19 protein-coding genes, 2 tRNA genes, 1 pseudogene and 1 other annotated feature are annotated in these 19,244 nt (G+C 37.9%); of the genes and pseudogenes, 8 read left to right on the top strand and 14 right to left on the bottom strand.

The window, feature by feature from the left end; genetic code table 11:
* Nucleotides 1–113: 113 nt before the first annotated feature.
* Nucleotides 114–809: a helix-turn-helix domain-containing protein gene (locus EJK17_RS09745; protein WP_103662510.1), complete on the bottom strand. Its 696-nt coding sequence runs from the start codon at nt 807–809 to the stop codon at nt 114–116.
* A 5-nt stretch (nt 810–814) separates the two neighbouring features.
* On the bottom strand, nt 815–1,603 hold the full coding sequence (locus EJK17_RS09740) for a Cof-type HAD-IIB family hydrolase (RefSeq protein ID WP_103662509.1): 789 nt from the start codon (nt 1,601–1,603) through the stop codon (nt 815–817).
* 101 nt (nt 1,604–1,704) lie between these two features.
* Between EJK17_RS09740 and EJK17_RS09735 the strand changes: the two genes are divergently transcribed.
* The 4 genes from EJK17_RS09735 (at nt 1,705) to EJK17_RS09720 (ending at nt 3,490) form a co-directional block, all read left to right on the top strand.
* Entirely contained in the window at nt 1,705–2,391 is a 687-nt protein-coding gene (locus EJK17_RS09735) for a type 1 glutamine amidotransferase (protein ID WP_103662508.1), read from the top strand.
* Between the two features lie 153 nt (nt 2,392–2,544).
* Nucleotides 2,545–2,961, top strand: coding sequence for a type II toxin-antitoxin system RelB/DinJ family antitoxin (locus tag EJK17_RS09730; protein ID WP_103662507.1), 417 nt, complete (start codon nt 2,545–2,547; stop codon nt 2,959–2,961).
* 15 nt (nt 2,962–2,976) lie between these two features.
* Nucleotides 2,977–3,279 carry a type II toxin-antitoxin system RelE/ParE family toxin gene (locus EJK17_RS12160; RefSeq protein ID WP_103662506.1) on the top strand — a complete coding sequence of 101 codons (303 nt, stop codon included), beginning with the start codon at nt 2,977–2,979 and terminating at the stop codon, nt 3,277–3,279.
* Between the two features lie 22 nt (nt 3,280–3,301).
* Complete coding sequence (locus EJK17_RS09720) at nt 3,302–3,490, top strand: hypothetical protein (RefSeq protein WP_127796389.1); 189 nt, start codon at nt 3,302–3,304, stop codon at nt 3,488–3,490.
* 284 nt (nt 3,491–3,774) lie between these two features.
* On the opposite strand, the pseudogene EJK17_RS09715 reads toward EJK17_RS09720, so the two are convergent.
* From EJK17_RS09715 to EJK17_RS09690, 6 genes and pseudogenes are all read right to left on the bottom strand, one after another.
* Nucleotides 3,775–4,708: pseudogene (locus EJK17_RS09715) on the bottom strand (EamA family transporter).
* Nucleotides 4,701–5,621: a DMT family transporter gene (locus tag EJK17_RS09710; protein ID WP_103662505.1), complete on the bottom strand. Its 921-nt coding sequence runs from the start codon at nt 5,619–5,621 to the stop codon at nt 4,701–4,703. Before EJK17_RS09710 ends, EJK17_RS09715 begins: the two are co-directional and overlap by 8 nt.
* A gap of 96 nt (nt 5,622–5,717) precedes the next feature.
* Nucleotides 5,718–6,350: a hypothetical protein gene (locus EJK17_RS09705; protein ID WP_103662504.1), complete on the bottom strand. Its 633-nt coding sequence runs from the start codon at nt 6,348–6,350 to the stop codon at nt 5,718–5,720.
* Nucleotides 6,351–6,492: 142 nt separating this feature from the next.
* Nucleotides 6,493–6,858 carry a hypothetical protein gene (locus EJK17_RS09700; protein ID WP_103662503.1) on the bottom strand — a complete coding sequence of 122 codons (366 nt, stop codon included), beginning with the start codon at nt 6,856–6,858 and terminating at the stop codon, nt 6,493–6,495.
* A 131-nt stretch (nt 6,859–6,989) separates the two neighbouring features.
* Entirely contained in the window at nt 6,990–8,285 is a 1,296-nt protein-coding gene (gene purB / locus EJK17_RS09695) for an adenylosuccinate lyase (RefSeq protein ID WP_127796388.1), read from the bottom strand.
* A 3-nt stretch (nt 8,286–8,288) separates the two neighbouring features.
* Nucleotides 8,289–9,578: an adenylosuccinate synthase gene (locus EJK17_RS09690; protein ID WP_103662501.1), complete on the bottom strand. Its 1,290-nt coding sequence runs from the start codon at nt 9,576–9,578 to the stop codon at nt 8,289–8,291.
* A gap of 199 nt (nt 9,579–9,777) precedes the next feature.
* On the opposite strand from EJK17_RS09690, the gene EJK17_RS09685 reads away from it, so the two are divergent.
* The gene (locus EJK17_RS09685; RefSeq protein ID WP_103662500.1) at nt 9,778–10,770 is read left to right on the top strand and encodes a GMP reductase; all 993 of its coding nucleotides are present in this window, start codon (nt 9,778–9,780) and stop codon (nt 10,768–10,770) included.
* A gap of 54 nt (nt 10,771–10,824) precedes the next feature.
* Here EJK17_RS09685 and EJK17_RS09680 read toward each other — a convergent pair whose 3' ends face one another.
* The 4 genes from EJK17_RS09680 to EJK17_RS09665 all read right to left on the bottom strand — a co-directional run bounded on the left by EJK17_RS09680 (nt 10,825) and on the right by EJK17_RS09665 (nt 15,078).
* A complete protein-coding gene (locus EJK17_RS09680) occupies nt 10,825–12,420 on the bottom strand; it encodes an ABC transporter ATP-binding protein (protein WP_103662499.1) in 1,596 nt (531 codons plus the stop codon).
* The gene (locus EJK17_RS09675) at nt 12,395–13,690 is read right to left on the bottom strand and encodes a class III lanthionine synthetase LanKC N-terminal domain-containing protein (RefSeq protein WP_161494934.1); all 1,296 of its coding nucleotides are present in this window, start codon (nt 13,688–13,690) and stop codon (nt 12,395–12,397) included. Before EJK17_RS09675 ends, EJK17_RS09680 begins: the two co-directional genes overlap by 26 nt.
* A gap of 117 nt (nt 13,691–13,807) precedes the next feature.
* Nucleotides 13,808–14,077: a hypothetical protein gene (locus tag EJK17_RS09670; RefSeq protein ID WP_103662497.1), complete on the bottom strand. Its 270-nt coding sequence runs from the start codon at nt 14,075–14,077 to the stop codon at nt 13,808–13,810.
* Nucleotides 14,078–14,244: 167 nt separating this feature from the next.
* Entirely contained in the window at nt 14,245–15,078 is an 834-nt protein-coding gene (locus EJK17_RS09665) for a helix-turn-helix domain-containing protein (protein WP_103662496.1), read from the bottom strand.
* A 253-nt stretch (nt 15,079–15,331) separates the two neighbouring features.
* Between EJK17_RS09665 and EJK17_RS09660 the strand changes: the two genes are divergently transcribed.
* The 3 genes from EJK17_RS09660 to asnA all read left to right on the top strand — a co-directional run bounded on the left by EJK17_RS09660 (nt 15,332) and on the right by asnA (nt 16,870).
* Nucleotides 15,332–15,405 (top strand) — tRNA-Arg (locus EJK17_RS09660).
* A 9-nt stretch (nt 15,406–15,414) separates the two neighbouring features.
* Nucleotides 15,415–15,488, top strand: a tRNA-Pro gene (locus tag EJK17_RS09655).
* A gap of 68 nt (nt 15,489–15,556) precedes the next feature.
* Nucleotides 15,557–15,804: a binding site (T-box leader), on the top strand.
* Nucleotides 15,805–15,859: 55 nt separating this feature from the next.
* Nucleotides 15,860–16,870: an aspartate--ammonia ligase gene (gene asnA / locus EJK17_RS09650; RefSeq protein ID WP_103662495.1), complete on the top strand. Its 1,011-nt coding sequence runs from the start codon at nt 15,860–15,862 to the stop codon at nt 16,868–16,870.
* Nucleotides 16,871–16,932: 62 nt separating this feature from the next.
* On the opposite strand, the gene EJK17_RS09645 is transcribed toward asnA, so the two are convergent.
* Nucleotides 16,933–18,330, bottom strand: coding sequence for an APC family permease (locus EJK17_RS09645; protein ID WP_103662494.1), 1,398 nt, complete (start codon nt 18,328–18,330; stop codon nt 16,933–16,935).
* A 17-nt stretch (nt 18,331–18,347) separates the two neighbouring features.
* Nucleotides 18,348–19,076: a gamma-glutamyl-gamma-aminobutyrate hydrolase family protein gene (locus tag EJK17_RS09640; RefSeq protein ID WP_103662493.1), complete on the bottom strand. Its 729-nt coding sequence runs from the start codon at nt 19,074–19,076 to the stop codon at nt 18,348–18,350.
* Between the last annotated feature and the right edge of the window lie 168 nt (nt 19,077–19,244).

Below are 19,244 nucleotides of genomic sequence, written 5' to 3'. Positions count from 1 at the left end.
GCTAAAACGCTTAAGCTTAAGGCAGTTCAATCAGATCAGACTCTTTTCTATTATTACTATTTACAAGTCGAGTCTAACAAGATTGGACTTTTTTATTAACTAAAACGATTTAACTAGCACCACGCGTAATTAATTACTTCATCAAGATGATTAGTATTATGCATAGTTCCTTTATCCTTGTGTACTTGGCGCTCATAGCTAAGAACTAGATAATTTACAAACGTCCGTAAATATCTTTCCGTCATTAATTCTGATAAATTACCCTTATCTGCTCTAGCTAATAGCCTACCGATAAAGAATTCTAATTCTTCTTGAGACCATAATGGCATCGTGTTTGTAAATAAGCGTAATAAATCCGGCCGATCAGTCCAGTGCTTTCCTTCATCAAAATTAGCCTTTATCTTTGCTCTCAAATCTTCACTTAATTGATTTAACTCCCCCTTAAAATACGCCACGGTCACAATTGTTCGCATTTTTAGGATTTCATTATTAGATGATATCAGTATTTCCTGACACAAATTCTCTAGTTTATGAAGATCTTTGGTATTAACAGCTTCATCCATTTGTTCTTGCCATGACTTGTCACGTTTGTTTTCTTCAGAATCATACGTATCTTGAATAAGGTGATAAAACTCTTCAATATCTATTTTATTTTTCAATAAAATCTGAAATAAATTCTCCGAACTTATCGCATATTCATCTTTTTCAATCTTGGCATAATGTGGTCTGCTAATAATGCCGGCACACATTTGTTGCTGAGACAGGCCTAATTTTTTACGCTCTTTTCGTAACGCTTCCCCTATTTTCATATTTCCTACTCCATCCCATCCAAAAAAGCCGCAATGCCATCATGATTATGATCTGCTGTTACGGTAAATTTTGACTTCAAATCCGCTGGCGCATTCCCCATCAAATAAGGATGCCCCACTGCCTCAAGCATGTCCTCATCATTGTAATTATCACCGAAAGCATAGCAGTCAGCTAAAGAAACATTGAATTCTTTAGCTACTTCCTTAACTCCACTACTCTTAGAAACACCTTGCTGCATAATTTCAAGCAAATGCGGAGCTGATTTAACTAAATAAAGATCAGGATATTTTGATTTAAGTAGTGCCTGCAGTCCATCTAGTTCTGCAGCTTCACCCATTAAGAGTAGTTTGTGCACACCTTGCAGACTCGCAATTCTTTCAACTGGTAAAATTGTTGCCTTCACTTGAACAATCGCTTCTTCATGTTGCACCAATTCACCATCATTTTGCGCATACCAGACATAACCACTATAAGCGTTCCAAACTACTGACTTGCTTTGCTTTTCAACTACGTGACAAATCTCACCTGCCACCTTGCTAGACATGAACTTGGAGACTAACGGTCGTCCCATTTCATCAAGTACTAAGGCGCCATTATAAGCGATCATCGGGCAGACTTTGGTCACTTGCTCTGCGGCTGTCATGATTGCCTTGGGCATGCGCGCAGAAACTGGGACGAAGAGATTACCCTGAATAATCTGCCGCCGCAAAGCATCCCGCGTCTTAGGTGTTACTTGCAGCTCATCATTAATTAAGGTACCGTCGATGTCAGAAAAGATAATTTTACTCATAATGTTCCCTTTCTCGAATTAATAATTGTAATCTTTTGCCTACCCTTACTCTTTTAGGCTATACTAAACAGGTTAAATAATCCAAATAATAAGGAAGAAAGATTATGGCTGATAATTTAATTAAGATTGCGTACTTATATGAAGACCTGATGAACACCTACGGTGACTCAGGGGATGTTAAAATTCTAAGCTTCCTGCTCAAACGCGAAGGCTATGACACCCAAGTCGACAATATCTCATTGGGCGACAAGTTCAATGCCTTTGACTACGACTTTGTTTTCTTCGGTGGTGGTCAAGACTTTGAACAGACAGTAGTCGCTAAAGACTTGCCTCGCCACAAGGACACGCTTAAAGAATACATCAACGACGACAACCCTATGCTCTGCATCTGTGGTGGTTACCAATTGATGGGTTCTTACTACAAGACCAACTCTGGCACCACTATCAAGGGCTTAGATATTTTCCCACTCCACACTGTCTTCAAGTCTGATAAGCGGATGATCGGTGACACCAAGTATATGACTGAATGGGGCGAAGTAACTGCCTTTGAAAATCACTCTGGTCAAACTTACTTCGACAACACTGATATGTTGCATCCCCTCGGCGATATGATTGAAGGTTACGGTAACAATCCTCAAGATCATGAAGAAGGCTTGCGTTACCGCAACTTTATCGGTTCTTATTCTCATGGTCCATTATTAAAGAATGTCAACGTGGCTAATGCGGTGGTGAAAATGATTATTGAACGTCATAATGAACGCCTTAGTCAAAATGACAAAGTAGCTGAATAACAAATAAAAACAGAAGCTCAATTTGGGCTTCTGTTTTTTAGAGGGAAAAAGTACATATGCTTTGCAAATATTTAACATTACTAGCAATCTATGTGTTAGTATGTAGTTATTAACTATAATATAACTACATATTTTACACAAAGGGAGCATAATATGACCGAAAAAGCAGCAATTAATATCCGTGTAAAAAAAGAAACAAAACAAAATGCAGAAAAAGTATTAGGTAAACTTGGTATTCCTATGTCAGTTGCAATTGACATGTACTTACGACAAATTGCATTAACTGGTGGCATTCCTTTTGATTTATCTTCAAAAAAGATAAACAACAGAGACGATCACGAAACTGCAATGATGGTAGCTGAAGCTACTGCTCAATATGAAGTCACAAAGACTACCTGGGAAGATAAGTTCAATGAACATACTCCCGCTTGGATGAACATGAACAAGATGACTAAAGAAGAGCTACAGGAAAGGTTCGCTAAGCACGCTAAAGAAATGGATAATGGCAATTATATCAGTGCTAAAGAAGCTTTTAAAAAACTGGATAAGGGGTTTGGACTATCAAAATAGTGCTATCAACACATAATGAAAAACTACAATATTAATCTTTACCCTTATGTTTATGATGAACTTGAAGAAATTGGTCTTATGTTAAAAAGACTTGCAAAGTCTAACAAGGTTACTCAAGACTATCTCAATAAAATCAAATCAACGATTAGCTCCTTGACATATTTTCCAGAACGATACAAGGTTATTTCATGGTGCGATGATAAAGCGTTCAGGAAAGTTAATGTAAAGAAGTTTTCTATTTTTTATTATGTCAAAGACAATACCGTTTGGATTTCAGATATACTTCTTTCATCGACAAATAAAGCTAATAATTATTAAACTATCTTAGGCGGTGATCTACATGAAGAGATTTTGGTATCGACAACTTACAATCATTATCATCGAGGTTCTATCATTAATATCCGCCTTCCATCTAGGCGATCTTACACCAGAGCTAGTATGGCTCACAATTGTTGTAGTCATTGTTCAATTCCCAATTTCTTACTTTTACACGAAGCATAAAATCAACGCAACTAAGAAGAAAAATTAATCGCTGAATAAAGCAAAAGAAGCCCAAAAAGGCTTCTTTTTTATTGGAATTACTAATTTTCTAACAAAAACTTTAATAGACTAGTTTTCATTTTTATTCCCTCAAAACTAAAACATTTGTGTTAAAGATATTATATTATATCCGAAACTTAATAGTAAATTTTATCATTTATACTTGAATATTTTTGCACGTTTTTATCGAATATAGATGAGTAAAATTGATGAAAATAAATATGGTAAATCAAACACCCGCTCCTCTTTTGAGAAACGGGTGTTAATTTACCTTCACTGATGTTTTTTCGCCATTTTTCTCTGCGGCGTAATATTCAAAGCTAACACTGCAATCACAACTAAGGCGGATCCCAACCAATCCATCTGAGCCATCGACAAGCCAAAGACTAGCACTGATCCAATGGTCGCTGACAACGGTTCAAAAGCGTCGAGCAAGCTGACAGTTGATGGTCTAACGTACCGCAAAGCATTCGCCATCACCGAGAACGGAATAATCGTCCCAATCACAATCACGGCTGCTACGTACAACCAGACTTCCGGCCGATTAGGAATCGGAGGCCACACCGGATGCAATAAGATTAAAACTAAGCCGGCAATCAACATCCCCCAACCGGTAACGACAATACTCGAGACGCGCTTCACTAAGCCCACGGGAATCAAAGTATAGCTTGCTTCACCTAAAGCCGAGAGTAAGCCCCAGAACAAGGCGACTGGCGTAATTGCCAAGTGATTCAATTGCCCATGCGTTGATAGTAAAAATACTCCTAAAAAGGCCACAATTGCCGCAATCACATCGATCCGCCGCATGACCTGCTTTTTCGTAATTGCCAAAAAGCCCATCACAAAGAATGGTCCAATAAACTGCAAAATCGTGGCAATTGAAGCATTAGCCTTTTGTACGACAATGAAATAAAACAGCTGCACGGGAATTAAACCAAAAATGGCATAAGCCAAAATCATTTTCGCATCGCGTTTGTTGTGCAAAGACTTAATTGGCTTATGCCGCATCATGCCACTGAAGATTAATAAAATCGCCCCTGAAATCACTAACCTAATTTTGAGTTAACCAAAGCGGCGTAATTGCTGGACTAATATTAAACAAGGCTTTGCCAAATATACCAGAGATGCCCCACATGGTGGCGGCTAAAGCAGCTAAGAGTGTCCATAACTGCCGCTTCTTTTCAGTGACTTCAATTTTCTTATTCATGACTTTTTCTCACTTTTTTCTTTTTTGGTGAAATGTTCAAGGCCATTGCTGAAAGAACAACTAAGATTGAACCAATCCAGTCCATTGGCTTCATCACTAAGCCAAAGACTAAGACCGAACCAACAGTTGCTGAGAATGGTTCAAAGGCATCCAGCAAACTGGCCGTTGAGGCTTTAATAAAGCGCAAAGAGTTGGTCATTAATTGGAAGGGGATAATTGTCCCAATAATAATTACAGCTGCCACATAGAGCCAAACTTGTGGCTTATTGGGAATCTTGGGCATCTGCGGATGAACAATCATCAAGCAGATTCCTGCTGAAAGTAACCCCCAGCCGGTAACGACCAGACTAGAAACGCGCTTCAAGACGTTAATTGGAATTAAGGTATTGGTGGCTACCCCAACAGCGGCAAGCAGTCCCCAGAAGAGTACTTCCGGCGTAATTGCAAAACTATTAAAGTTCCCGTGCGTTGCTAAGAGCACTACCCCAATAAAGGCAAAAATAGCTGCAAAGACATCGATCTTACGCATTACCTGCTTATGAGTAATGGCCAAATACGCCATTACGAAGAAAGGACCGATAAACTGTAAAATCGTCGCAATCGAAGCATTAGCCTTTTGCACGACAATGAAGTAAAACAGCTGCACCGGCAATAAACCAAAGATCCCATAAGCAATAATGACCCAGGCGTCGTGCTTGTCTTTCATGCTATCCAAAGGCTTTTGCTTTAAAAAGCCAGCTGCAACTAACAAGACAATCCCCGAAGTAATCATTCTCACTTGTGATAACCACATGGGGGTAATTTCTGGACTAATATTGAACAAAGCTTTCGCAAATAAGCCCGAAATTCCCCACATGACACAGGCTAGTGCCGCAAAAAAGGCCCACAATCTCCGTTGCTTTTGGCTCGCCATTCTCTATATCCTTCTCTCCAAATTTAATCAACATTAAATATGATAACACACAAAAAACGCGCTGCCATGCACTTTTATGCAATGCAGCGCGCTTTTTTAGATTTTCTCATTAGTGCCGATGTAGATACTGGCAGCACTGGCAATAAAGGATAGAATCTCGGCAATTAACATGGCCGGATTGAAGTAGATTGACACCGCTGAGGTCAGCAAGGCAATAATCGCAGACCAAAAGACTACTTTATTCTTCCCCGCTAACAAATAAAGGGCAACTAAGGCTAGGCAAAGCACTTGAACAAAGCTGACATACAAATTTAGGTTTACCATTAGCCAACTGGTCTTAGGTGCTAAAACTTGTCCCATTAAATCATAGAGATGCGGAATCAAACGGAAGTTTAAGGCGCCAACAATTAGGAAAAAGATCACTTCTTCAAAGATCCGAAAGAAAAATTGCCGGTTCAATTGAATACTCGTAATAGTCTCCCACAAGTTATCCTTCTTGTGCACTTCCACTAACCGCTCTCCCTTAACGACGCGGTAGGCATCAAAGAGCCAGCCGCCAACATAATAAAGCATAATAGCAAAAAATTGGAAAACTAATAATCTGAAAAAGAGGCCAAGGTTAAGAATAGCTGAGAAGAGCAAGATAATAGCCCAAACTAGTCCAAAATATAGGGCATAACGTTCAAAAATTCGTTGACGAAGCCATTTTTTATATTCCTTATTATTCATTCATCCCACCTCGACCTTAATAATTTATGATTAGCATTGACGTTTTTTTAATCATAATAGCATATTCTCATCTTTTTGCAATCTGATTTAGCTAAAAAAATCCGCTAACTTCATGTCTGTTAACACTAGTTAGCGGAGATAATTAATTTTCATTGTGATCAAGCACGAAAGGACTGAGCAATCCGACGACTAAGCCATAGATGAAGTACAGGCGATAAATATCCGCCTGCTCAGGGTGACGAATCCACAGAATAAAGGACATCACTGCCAAGATCGCTCCCAAGAAGATGGTCGAAGTGTAGTGGCGGTTAAAAAAGAAACTAACCGATGCGCCAATCGTCAGCAATAATAAAATGCCAAAGACAACCACAATTAGCGGACCTTTACTCTCCACATCAAAGTCGAGCATCCTCGTCCCCGTGAACAATTGCCACATCATATAAAGAGCTAAGACAATTCCAAGTAGTAAAACAACAATGCGTGTAATCTTAGTAAGCAGTTCTTTCATAATCTAACATCCTTCTGTTATGGTTTACTCTCGAGGACATTATAGTTGATTAGCCACTGTTACTAAAATGATTTGAATAATTTTAATTTATTTGAAAGCTGTTTTTAAAAGAAGTTTCTTCCCGCTTTTTGCTATTCTAATCCACACTTCTTGAAGATTTCATCAACATGGCGCAAGTGGTAATGATAATCAAAAGCATCATCTAAGTCCGCTTCCGACAAGTAGTTCATAACTTCGCTAGCTTCAATTAACTTTCTAAAGGAAGTCTGTTCTTGCCAAGACTGGTTAGCAAGCTTTTGTACTAAGTCATAAGCCTTTTCCCGAGATAAGCCAGCTTCATCAATTAACTTTAATAAAACTCGTTGTGAGTAAATCAAACCATAAGTCCGATCCATGTTCTTAAGCATGGTCTCTGGGAAAACATCAAGATTGGTCAAAATCTTGTTAAAGCGGTGCAACATGTAGTCAATACCGATAGTAGTATCCGGCAGGATGATTCTTTCAGCACTTGAGTGAGAAATATCCCGTTCATGCCATAAAGAAACATCCTCATAAGCCGTGACAATATGTCCGCGCAAAACCCGCGCCATTCCGCAAAGATTTTCTGATCCAATCGGATTATGCTTATGCGGCATGGCAGAGGAACCCTTTTGCCCAGCACGGAAGTGCTCTTCAACTTCATGAATTTCACTACGTTGCAAACCGCGAATTTCAGTTGCCCAGTTTTCAATACTCGTTGCAATCAAAGCTAGCATAGCAATATATTCGGCATGTAGATCCCGTGGCAAAACTTGACTAGTGATTGGTTGCTGGGTCAGACCTAATTGCTTCACCACGCTCGTCTCCACTGCTGGTGGCACGTTAGCAAAAGTTCCCACAGCCCCAGAAATCTTACCTGATTCTCCCCCTTTGGCTGCATGTTCAAAGCGGTCAATATCACGGTTAATTTCGGCATACCAGCGTGCAAGCTTAAGTCCAAAAGTTGTTGGTTCGGCTTGCACACCATGTGTCCGGCCCATTTCGACCGTGTACTTATATTTTTTAGCCTTAGCAGCAATAGTTGCTTTTAAGGCAGCTAAATCTTGACGAATAATGTTATCAGCTTGCTTTAGCAAGTAGCCCTGAGCTGTATCAACTACATCAGTGGAAGTTAGGCCAAAGTGAACCCACTTCTTTTCTGGACCAAGGCTTTCAGAAACTGTTCTGGTAAAAGCGACCACGTCGTGATGAGTAACTGCTTCTAGCTCTGCCACTCGGTCAACGGTAAATTTGGCATTCTTAGCAATTTTTTCTGCATCAGCTGCTGGCACTTCACCCAGCTCACTCCAAGCTTTGGTAGCGGCAATTTCTACCTTGAGCCAAGCATTATACTTATTTTCTAAGGACCAAATTTGGCCCATTTCTGGACGAGTATAACGATCAAGCATAAATTATAATTCCCATGGATTCTTCAAAACGATAGTTTGTTCACGGTCAGGACCTACAGAGACAGTAACTAGCGGTACGCCAACTAATTCTGAAACGCGGTGCAAGAACTTCTTCGCATTTTCTGGTAAGTCTTCATAGTTCTTTACTTGGGTAATATCTTCATTCCAAGCTGGCAATTCTTCATAGACTGGCTTACAACGGTAAAGTTCTTTCAAACTTGCTGGATAGTAGTCAATCTTCTTACCATCAAGTTCATAGGCAGTCGCAATCTTAATAGTGTCAAAGCCAGAAAAGACATCAAGTAAGTTTAAGCTCAAGCCATTGATACCAGATACCCGCTTAGCGTGACGCAAAGCAACTGAGTCAAACCAACCAACCCGACGTGGACGGCCAGTAACAGTACCATATTCATGTGCAGTTTCCCGGATACGATCGCCAACTTCATCAAGTAATTCGGTTGGGAATGGTCCCTCACCAACTCGTGTGGTGTAAGCCTTGCAGACACCGATGACTGTGTTCAAACGGTTAGCACCCATACCGATGCCGGAACAGATTCCGCCAGAGATGGTGTTAGAAGAAGTAACGTATGGATAAGTTCCTTCGTCAATATCAAGCATGGTTCCTTGTGCCCCTTCAAAGAGGACCTTTTCATTATGGTCAAGGGCATCGTTAATCAAGACAGAAGTATCAGTCACATACTTCTTCATCTTTTGACCGTATTCATAATACTGGTCAAAGATATCTTCAAATTTAAGTGCAGGTTTACCATAAACCTTGGTAAATAATTCGTTTTTAACCTTTAAGTTAGCGCGCAATTTTTCTTCAAAGGTATCTTTTTCTAATAAATCACACACGCGGATACCAATTCGAGAAGCCTTGTCCATGTAGCAAGGGCCAATGCCGTTCTGGGTAGTCCCGATCTTCTTGTCACCCTTAGCTTCTTCTTGATATTTATCTTGCAAAATGTGGTAAGGCAAGATGATGTGAGCGCGGTTAGAAATACGCAACTTGCTGGTATCAATCCCACTCTTTTCCAAGTTAGCTAATTCGCCAAACATTACTTCTGGGTTAATTACCACGCCGTTACCGATGACGGCACCCTTACCTGCCGCAAAGATTCCGGAAGGAATTAAGCGCATCTTGAATTCTTGCCCATCAATATCAATAGTGTGGCCGGCATTGTTACCACCGTTAGAACGAACAGCGAAGCTGGCATCCTTACTTAAGAAGTCAGTATTTTTTCCCTTTCCTTCGTCGCCCCATTGGCTACCTACTACTGCAACTGCTGTCATTTTCATTCACCTCATAAATTTTTATCAACATTCATTACGTGAGACATTCTAGCAATTAAAAAATGATCCGTCAACATAAAATCCGAATATTTTAAAAATATATTTTCTTAATAGTTCGATATTCTTATTGACAAGTAGTAGCTTTTTTCTTATAGTTATTGTCGGTTCAAGCTTAAGAATAATTAAATGAGGTCAAATAATGAGTAATTACTTTAGCATGGAAGCCTTTGATTACGATGATATTCAACTAGTTCCTAATAAAGGAATCATCAAAAGTCGGCGCGACGCCGATACTAGTGTAATGTTCGGAAATAGAGCATTTAAGATTCCTGTCGTCCCTGCCAATATGGCTAGCGTGATTGATGAGAAATTAGCTGTTTGGCTAGCCAGGAATGGCTACTATTATGTGATGCACCGTTTCGAACCAGAAAAGCGCATCCCGTTTATTAAAATGATGCATGATAAAGGGGTATTTGCTTCAATCTCTGTAGGGATTAAAGATAGCGAGTATCACTTCATCGATCAATTAGCTAAAGAAGACTTGCACCCTGAATACATCACCATTGATGTTGCTCATGGGTATTCTGTGTTTGTGATCAAGATGATTCACTATATTAAAGATAAATTGCCAGATAGTTTCTTAACTGTTGGGAATGTTGCTACGCCTGAAGCCGTCCGCGAATTAGAAAACGAAGGCGCTGATGCAACTAAAGTTGGCGTCGGTCCTGGTAAAGCTTGCATTACTAAACTTAAGACTGGCTTTGGCACAGGTGGCTGGCAGTTAGCAGCACTCAGAATGTGTTCTAAAGTTGCTCGTAAACCGTTGATTGCAGATGGCGGCATTCGTCATAATGGCGATATTGCCAAGTCCGTGCGCTTCGGTGCTAACATGGTAATGATCGGTTCGATGCTAGCTGGACATGAAGAATCTCCTGGTAATGTGATTAAGATTGATGGCAAAACTTACAAACAATATTGGGGTTCGGCTTCTGAAGTGCAGAAAGGTGCCTACCGTAATGTGGAAGGTAAGCAAATGTTAGTGCCTTACCGCGGCTCAATTAAAGACACTCTGCAAGAAATGCAAGAAGATTTGCAGTCAGCTATTTCTTATGCTGGTGGCCGTGATTTAAATGCCATCAAGTTAGTCGATTATGTGATTGTTAAGAACACCATCATGGACGGGGATTATTAAGTTAAAGATATACAAAAAACACAATGTCATGAAGATTTGACATTGTGTTTTTACTTATGCTTCTTTTTCTAATTTACCATTTACAAGCTTATACACCTGAACATTGTTCTCACGTGCTAGTTCAGGATTATAATTATGAGCAATCTCTATTACAGTAGCTGGCAGTTGATAAATTATTTGATGAATTGCATCGCTATTCTTTTGATCTAAATTGGAACAAACTTCATCTAAAAGGTAAATTTTCTTCGATCGAATTAATCCCCTTACTAAAGCAAGTCTTTGTGCTTGTCCACCCGACAAATTGCTTGCATCGCTTGATATCTTTTTATCTAAGAGATTATTTCCCAGCTCTTTTACAAGACCGACTTTTTCGGCCTCTTTTAACATTTTTTCATCAGAAATATTTTGCAAGAGATTTAAATTTTCACGAACAGTGCCTTGGAAAAGCCAGACTTTTTGTGAAATCTTGATAAAGTCATTCGAAGCAATCGGCTGATCGTTAAAAGTAATCTGACCATCATACTTTAGATTATTTGCCACACAGTTTAGCAACGTACTTTTCCCAATACCTGAAGCACCAGTGATAATAATCTTCTCTTGATCATGCAAAGTAAGATTCAACTTATCTAGAATCTTTTTATTGTTGTAAGCAAAAGAAAGATTTTTTATTTGTAAAACTGGGTGATTCGTTGCTGCAGATTCCGATGCTTTTTCATCAAAATGATAACCGTTAACTTCTCTAATCGTGTCAGTACTATGCATTTGTGTTTGGTACAAAGCAATCGTTCTTAAATAACCGACAACCCGATCTGCTGACAAACTTAACGTAATAATTGCCGCAACTGTAACATTGAATAAACCTTTTTGCATGAAGACAAGACCAATAAAAATCGGCAACAATAAGGTCACTAAAGAAATTAGCCAAGCAATAAATTGAACGTAAAATTGGCAATTGTTCATTTGACGATATTTATCTTCTTCTTCAAACAAAACATGATCAAAGTGTTTAAAAAAGAGATGTCTGACACCGAAATTAATTATTTCTAAGCGTCCTTCAAAAATATCTTTCATTACCTGTACCAATTGCGAGTTAGAATGATTCCACAATTCTGTTTTATTAGCCATTCTTTTTTTGCCAATATAGCTAGGAATTAAAGTTAAAGCAGACAATATCAAATAAATTATTCCTAAGACAATGTTGGTCTCTACTACTACAACGGCAGAAGCAACTACATTAAAGATAAATTGTATTACATCAGTAATCCCATAAAAATATTTTTGTTCAATTTCTTTAGCAGTACCTACAATTGAATTAATCGCATCTGAGCTGCTAGTTTTTTTCGAATTAGCAAATTTAGATGAAAAATATTCTTCTTTTAAAGCAACATTCAATAGCATAACAATCTTATTTTGAACTAAATAAAAGAGAAGCATTGATGTATAAACTATCAAATATGCAGCGAATGCTAAACCAATAAACTGGTAAATATGATCAACATTAGAATAGTTAACATTGGTCAGTTGTCCAAAAAGGACAGCATTTAAGACTCCTTCAAAAGCTGAGATTGCTGATAAGACAAGAAAAATCAGTTGTAAATAAACTGGGATATGTTTTAAAATCCATCTAAAATTGATTCTTTGAGATTTCATTTTTGGCACCTATATATTTATCATAATCTTCTAACCACGCTTCATCATTACTGTATGAATGTTTTATGCATCTTTTTAGCCACAAATTATTCTTAGTTTTCACATCTTTATTTTTTAAACTTAAAGTAGATAGTTCTTTGTATTTATCAGGATTATTTAAGTAATAGTAAACTTTAGCGAGAGCATAGTAATCTACTGTTTTATCATTTGATTTATACATACTATCAACAAAGCCATTTGTTCCATAAATAGTAGTCAATTTTTCATTAGATTTTGATAGTGTTTCAAAATCTATTAAATAAAAACGATTTTTCGAAAAAATAATGTTAGCTGGACTTACATCATGAATAATGTAGTTATTAAATTTATGAATTTTACAAACTACTAATAATAGATTTCTAAAATAATCTAAAACTAACTTTACTTTTTTAAAGTCATTTCGAATAATATCATCAATTGTTTCTCCCTCTATATATTCTTCTTCTAAAAAAAGAGAATTCTCTAACCAAAACGAATTAATATAGTTAGGGATAAAATTATAATTGTCATTACTTATCTCTCTAAGTAATTGTATTTCACTATATAAAGATAAAACTGAATCTTCTCCTGATAAAGTCATTCGAGCATTTTTAGTAGCTTCTTTTAATAAAACTATTTTCTTTAAATTGCTATTCCAAGCGAGATAAACTCCACCCTTAGAGCTTTTTCTAATTAACTTAAAAATTTTGAGATTTTTTGGCATCACATAATATTTTTCAAAATTTAGAGCAAATATCTTTTCCTTTGCAACATCTGGAATAAGTCCGTTTCTTTTATCTAAAAAAATTGTCTGATTTTTTACAAATTCTCCATATCTTATATATACTACGCCACTACTTAGAAAAGAAACGTCTGAAGGAATATCAACACTATATAAATCATTAAATAATTTATACAATGATACTAAAACTTTATTTAGATAGTCAGTGTCTTGAACTGGATATAGAGTAATAAACTTACCAGTTTGAGAATATCCATAAAGTCCTTGATTAAGTCTTTCTAAAACTTTCAAAGATTTACACACTTTAAATCCAATTCTATGTTTTTTATTCCATTTCAAAAATCTTTTTAAAATAGTTTTATAGTTAATTACAGTTGCTGATAGATGTATTTTTACTCCAACCTTATCTTTACTATATTTATAAAAACTTTCATTTTCCGGATAAGCCCAATATCTATCTTGAGAAACAATATGATTTTTTTGAAGCACAATACTAATTTCGTCTTCCATATATTTCACCTGCATTTTTACTTGCTATAGTTAATAAAAAAAGAGTCTAAAAGTCCAAACCAATGTCATTAAATCAAGACATTGAGATTCAAATTTTAGCCTCTTTTATTGCTAATACTATGCCTTTGAAGCTTCTTTCCCGTCACTTACAAGATATGTAGGTAACGTATGTGGGCCACATAAGCAGCTATGATTGTATGACAATACAATCTGCGACTCTTTCTTTTTTAACCCTAATTGTTTAAGATCATCTTCATCCTTAGAATTCAAGAGTTGCTTTTCTTCTGAGCTCAAATTGTACTTATCGGCTAATGCATTAACATCATCTAGTGCAACGTCAACACCATATGATAAATCATTGATTAATTTCTTCAATCCACTTGACATTTGATTGCCTCCCTATCTTTTAATTTAAGTTTTAGTTAACCTAAAATTACTGGTAATTCCCACCACATTGTTTAGTCCTCCTTTCTTTTTCTACAACTATCTTTACCATTATGATAAATGCAATAGATAAAAATGAATTTTCCTTGTATCAGATCTGTTACATAATCCTATTCAGGCCAACTAGCAATAGCTTTTCCATACCCATATTCGCTCAAGTTTCTTCTAATACTTTGTGCTTTATCACTCTTTCCTTCAAAAAGCGCCTGCATATAAATCGCTTCAATCCGATAAATCATTAAATGAAATGGCGCTGTTGCACCAATAATATAGTCAATTACATCCCTAATATGATCAACATACCCTTTCTTTTTATGGATTTGTCTGTCATAAGAAACGATAAGGCAATTTTCAAACAATCGCAAATATCGCTCTAACATTAATTCTGAAAATTTTGTTTTATTAATTGAATCTAGTAACCTGCCTATTAAAAAATCCAACTCTTCTTGTGACCACAACGGCATCGTATTTGCTAATAACTGTAATAATTCTGGACGCTTAGTCCAATTACGACCTTCATCAAATTCATCTTTTAACTTTCTTCGTGTCGATTTATCAATATCGTCCAATTTACCTTTAAAATAAGCTAGCGTCACTTCAGCTCGTAATTTTAGAATCTCACTATTAGAATTGGCAATTATATCTAAACAATATTTTTCTAATGCTTGAAGATCCTTGTTATTAACCGCTTGACTAATTTTAGTCTGCAATTGTTTAATCATTTGATTTTCCGCAGAATTATAAGTATCTTGCAATAGATCAAAAAATGCTATTATATCAATTTCATGGGCTAGTAAAATTCGAACCAAACTTTCAGAATTAAGTATATTATTTCCACTTTCAACTTTGGCATAGAAAGGTCGACTAATGATTCCTTCACACATTTGTTGCTGTGTTAATCCTAAATTATTTCTTACTCTGCGTAATGCTTGACCAATCGTCATTTGCTTTCTCCTCATATTGACTATTTGTTGTATTATAGCCCATCTTTTTAGTCACCATCATGGACGGGGATTATTAAGTTTGTGTTTCATTTGCTTTAACTTATGATAAAAATAATCAAAACGTATAGTTTAAATTCGATTTTTTCGATAAAATAAAGATAGCGTAGTGATTCAGGGTAGGAATCGCTACGTTTTTTTACTAAAAATGCGTGACAAAGGGCTAAATTATGTTATACTATGAGAGTTGAAACAAGCGCCCTTAGCGCAACTGGATAGAGTGTCTGACTACGAATCAGAAGGTTGAAGGTTCAAATCCTTCAGGGCGCATTCAATCAACGGGAAATGGCTCAGTTTGGTAGAGCACCTGGTTTGGGACCAGGGGGTCGCAGGTTCGAATCCTGTTTTCCCGATAGGGTCAAGCAAGCACAAAAAGTGCTTGCTTTTTTATTTGCTATCCCCTAAAATAATATCAACAAATTAAAAAGCAATGAAAAAGACGAGTAAATAAGTTCATCCTCACAGTGAGCTAGCGTTAGTGGGAAGCTAGCAGGCAATGTCTTATTGAAAAACACTTTTAGCTAGTTGACCGAAATGAAACTCTTCAGAGTAAGTCCAACCGTCCCCGGCACGTTACCCCACCGGTAGAGTATGTTAGTACTCTATGAGCTGGTCTATTGAATTAGACAATTTGGGTGGTACCGCGGAAAAAAGCCTTTCGTCCCTTGCTACTAGGGAGCGAAGGGCTTTTTCTTTGCTCTAAATAAGTAATTGGAGAAAAAATATGGACTTAATTTTACCTAAAAACTACCACCCAACTTTAACCATCCGTGACACTGAAGCAGCTATCGTCTGCATTCGCGAAACCTTCCAAGATAAACTAGCTGAAGAATTAAACGTGCAACGGATGTCAGCCCCAATGTTTGTTGAAAAGGCCTCTGGACTTAACGATAACTTAAGCGGGGTTGAACGTCCTGTAGCCTTTGACATGAAAGCCATGCCTGATGACACGATTGAAGTGGTTCACTCTTTGGCTAAGTGGAAACGTTTAGCACTTAAGAAGTATGGCTTTGGCATGCATGAAGGGCTTTACACTAACATGAACGCCATTCGCCGTGACGAAGACTTAGACAACTTCCACTCCATCTATGTTGATCAATGGGACTGGGAAAAGGTCATTGCTAAAGAAGAACGTACCCTTGATATGTTGGAAGTCACAGTTAACAAGATTTTTAAGGCGATTAAAGCCACTGAAAAAGTTGTTGCTGCCCGTTACCCAAGTTCTACTTACCGTTTAGGTGACCACGTTTGCTTTATCACTACGCAAGAACTTGAAGATCGCTGGCCTGACTTAACTCCTGATGAGCGTGAAGACCGCATTGCTAAAGAAGAAAAGGTCGTCTTCATCATGCAAATTGGTGATAAGTTAAAGCGCAGCGGCAAGCCTCATGACTTACGGGCTCCTGACTACGATGACTGGCAATTAAACGGTGACTTAGTCTTCTGGTATGAACCTTTACAAAGAAAGTTAGAAATTTCTTCAATGGGGATTCGGGTTAGCGAAGAAAGCCTCCGTGAACAATTGAAGAAAGCTCATTGTGAAGACCGGGAAAAATTACCATTCCACCAAATGCTGTTAAACGGCGAATTGCCATACTCAATTGGTGGTGGGATTGGTCAATCACGGTTGTGCATGCTCTTACTTGGTAAGGCTCATATCGGTGAAGTACAAGCTTCAATCTGGCCAAAGGAAATGCTGGAAGCTTGTGAAGCTGACCATATGCAAATTCTTTAAAGACAAACAAAAAATCCTACTGTTACTTTACTCGAGTAACAATAGGATTTATTTTTTTAGTTTTATTTTCTATCTCTTCTGGAAATCCAAGCCATAATCAATGGCAAAAATACAAAGCCAAAGATCATCATGGCGATAGCGTACCAGTTAATGCCAATGAATTGTCCTTGGGCATTAACAACACCAAATTGGGCCTTCCAGTTGTATTCAACTAATAAGAAGATGACCAAAATGATTGAAAGGATTGGAACAACAACATCAGTCCAGACATTCTTGTTGGCTGGCAAGATATTGTCTTTATCAGCACCCTTGCCTTGGTAGAAGCGAATCACAGCTAGTGGTACCACGATGAAGCCTAAGAAGCGCACCATGGCACTCAAAGTGATCAAGTTAGTCATGTTGTATTCAAAAGCCATTGGGATCAAGATTGCCAAAATCACAGAAATGAAGAAGGTTCTAATTGGGAAGTTGTTCTTGGTCCGCTTAGTTAAAGCCTTGGACATTTGGTTTTCCCGCGCCATTGCTTCCAAGATTCTTGGAGCGTTAAAGCTCGAAGCAACGTTAATCCCAAACATGGAAACCAAAGCACCAACTAAAATGACATCCCGTAAGATTTCATTTTGGAAAAATGCAGCAACCGCTACAACTTGCTTAGTCGTAATCAAAGCTTTAGGATTAAGCACCATCGCTACGGCAACCACACCAATATAAATCACCGCAATGACTAAGATCGCTAACGGAATTGCTCGTGGTAAATTCTTTTCTGGATTCTTCATGTCTTCTGACCCAGAAGCAACTGATTCAAAGCCGGTGAAGGCATAAAAGGCTGAAACAATCGCCATGACAAAACCAGTCGTGGTTAAGGTTGGCACAATCTTTTGACCGTTTTGAGTAATACTGTCAACTTGATTCAAGTTACTTGATGCACCAGTAGTAATTAACAAAATTACCCCGGCAATAATGATTAAAACCAAAGCAGCTAACTTACCAATGGTGGCCAAGTTCATCACCCACTTGAGGACCTTTTGGCCAAACAAGTTGATGATGGTAATGACTGCCATCAAGATAATGAAACCAATAGTGACGTTCGCAAAATTCTCTGAATCGCCACCAAAAATTGAAATGGTCGAACGGATAACGCCGACCGCCATGACGCCCCAAGCTACACTAGCTGAGAAGTAACGCAGTACGCCCATGTAAAAACCGATCTTGTCACCAAAAGCGGCTTTAGAATAGGCATAAGCCGCACCAGATTTAGTTACATATTTGGCAGCGGCCGCAAACGAGATGGCTAAAATTGCAGCAAAAATCGCCGCAATTAAATAAACTAGTAATGCTCTTGAACCTGCTTGTTGCACTACACTACCAGGGGTCAAGAAAATTCCTGACCCAATAATGGCGTTAATGGCTAACAAGACAATTGACCAAAAGCCTAACTTGTCACTTTCTTTTGTATTCACTTTTTTATTTTCCTTCCTTACTTGGCGTTATCAACAACCCACTTGAAGAGGTTATTCATAAAGGCCACTTGCTTGTTGCGGTGCAACATTTCTGGGTGCCATTGCACAGCAATGACGGTCCCTTCTTTATTTTCAATTCCTTCTGGAACGCCATCGGGAGCAGTTGCTGATTGAATTAAATCTGGTGCTACTTCCTTTAATAATTGGTGGTGGAAGGAGTTAACTAAGAAGTCAGTCTTACCTAAAATCTTAGCTAATTTACTATCTGAGTTAACCTTCATCCCGTGCGTTGGCAGAGATGGCGTGTGGTTTTGGGAGTGCTTCAAAGTTAATTCTTTACGGTAAGAAAGATCTTGATAAAGACTACCACCATGAGCCACATTGATAATTTGGGCACCACGGCAAATCCCCAATACCGGAATTCCCTTCTCTTCTGCTAATTTAAGTAACAACATATCAAAATGGTCACGAGCTGGCCAAGTTGCACCGATCTTTTGCAATGGTTCTTCGTGATACAAGTGGGGATCAACGTCATGTCCACCTGATAAGATCAAAGCTTGGACGTGATCAAGCTGGGCCTTAATGACTTCATCATCTTCAGTAAATGGAATAATGAATGGTACCCCGCCATTTTGAACAACTGAATCAACGTAGTCTTCGTTAACATAGCTACGACGATAACCAGGAAAGATCCCGCCTTGGTCAATTATTTCTGAACCGGAAATACCGATAATTGGTTTAGTCATCTCAATTCCTGCTATATAAAACATAGAAATATGTAGAAACTTGTCTTTCTACATACCAGAAAGTAATATAGTTTTCCTTTCTTTATTTTATTTACTGGCGTCATCATTAGTATTCCGATATTCCAATTTAGGAGTAATCGCATTGACCAACTCTTCCAGCTTCAGGGC

Origin of the sequence: Lactobacillus xujianguonis (genome assembly GCF_004009905.1) — a bacterium.
GTDB lineage: Bacteria > Bacillota > Bacilli > Lactobacillales > Lactobacillaceae > Lactobacillus > Lactobacillus xujianguonis.
The sequence above is the reverse complement of the archived record's forward strand: the minus strand, read 5'-3'. Positions and strand labels throughout refer to the sequence as shown.

Bases quoted from the DNA above. Each gene is read 5' to 3' on its own strand.
- purB (WP_127796388.1), bottom strand. From the start codon at position 8,285: ATGCTTGATCGTTATACTCGTCCAGAAATGGGCCAAATTTGGTCCTTA.
- EJK17_RS09705 (WP_103662504.1), bottom strand. From the start codon at position 6,350: ATGAATAATAAGGAATATAAAAAATGGCTTCGTCAACGAATTTTTGAA.
- EJK17_RS09640 (WP_103662493.1), bottom strand. From the start codon at position 19,076: ATGACTAAACCAATTATCGGTATTTCCGGTTCAGAAATAATTGACCAA.
- asnA (WP_103662495.1), top strand. From the start codon at position 15,860: ATGGACTTAATTTTACCTAAAAACTACCACCCAACTTTAACCATCCGT.
- EJK17_RS09710 (WP_103662505.1), bottom strand. From the start codon at position 5,621: ATGGCGAGCCAAAAGCAACGGAGATTGTGGGCCTTTTTTGCGGCACTA.
- EJK17_RS09670 (WP_103662497.1), bottom strand. From the start codon at position 14,077: ATGTCAAGTGGATTGAAGAAATTAATCAATGATTTATCATATGGTGTT.
- EJK17_RS09735 (WP_103662508.1), top strand. From the start codon at position 1,705: ATGGCTGATAATTTAATTAAGATTGCGTACTTATATGAAGACCTGATG.
- EJK17_RS09700 (WP_103662503.1), bottom strand. From the start codon at position 6,858: ATGAAAGAACTGCTTACTAAGATTACACGCATTGTTGTTTTACTACTT.
- EJK17_RS09675 (WP_161494934.1), bottom strand. From the start codon at position 13,690: ATGGAAGACGAAATTAGTATTGTGCTTCAAAAAAATCATATTGTTTCT.
- EJK17_RS09720 (WP_127796389.1), top strand. From the start codon at position 3,302: ATGAAGAGATTTTGGTATCGACAACTTACAATCATTATCATCGAGGTT.
- EJK17_RS12160 (WP_103662506.1), top strand. From the start codon at position 2,977: ATGAAAAACTACAATATTAATCTTTACCCTTATGTTTATGATGAACTT.
- EJK17_RS09685 (WP_103662500.1), top strand. From the start codon at position 9,778: ATGAGTAATTACTTTAGCATGGAAGCCTTTGATTACGATGATATTCAA.
- EJK17_RS09745 (WP_103662510.1), bottom strand. From the start codon at position 809: ATGAAAATAGGGGAAGCGTTACGAAAAGAGCGTAAAAAATTAGGCCTG.
- EJK17_RS09730 (WP_103662507.1), top strand. From the start codon at position 2,545: ATGACCGAAAAAGCAGCAATTAATATCCGTGTAAAAAAAGAAACAAAA.
- EJK17_RS09690 (WP_103662501.1), bottom strand. From the start codon at position 9,578: ATGACAGCAGTTGCAGTAGTAGGTAGCCAATGGGGCGACGAAGGAAAG.
- EJK17_RS09665 (WP_103662496.1), bottom strand. From the start codon at position 15,078: ATGACGATTGGTCAAGCATTACGCAGAGTAAGAAATAATTTAGGATTA.
- EJK17_RS09680 (WP_103662499.1), bottom strand. From the start codon at position 12,420: ATGAAATCTCAAAGAATCAATTTTAGATGGATTTTAAAACATATCCCA.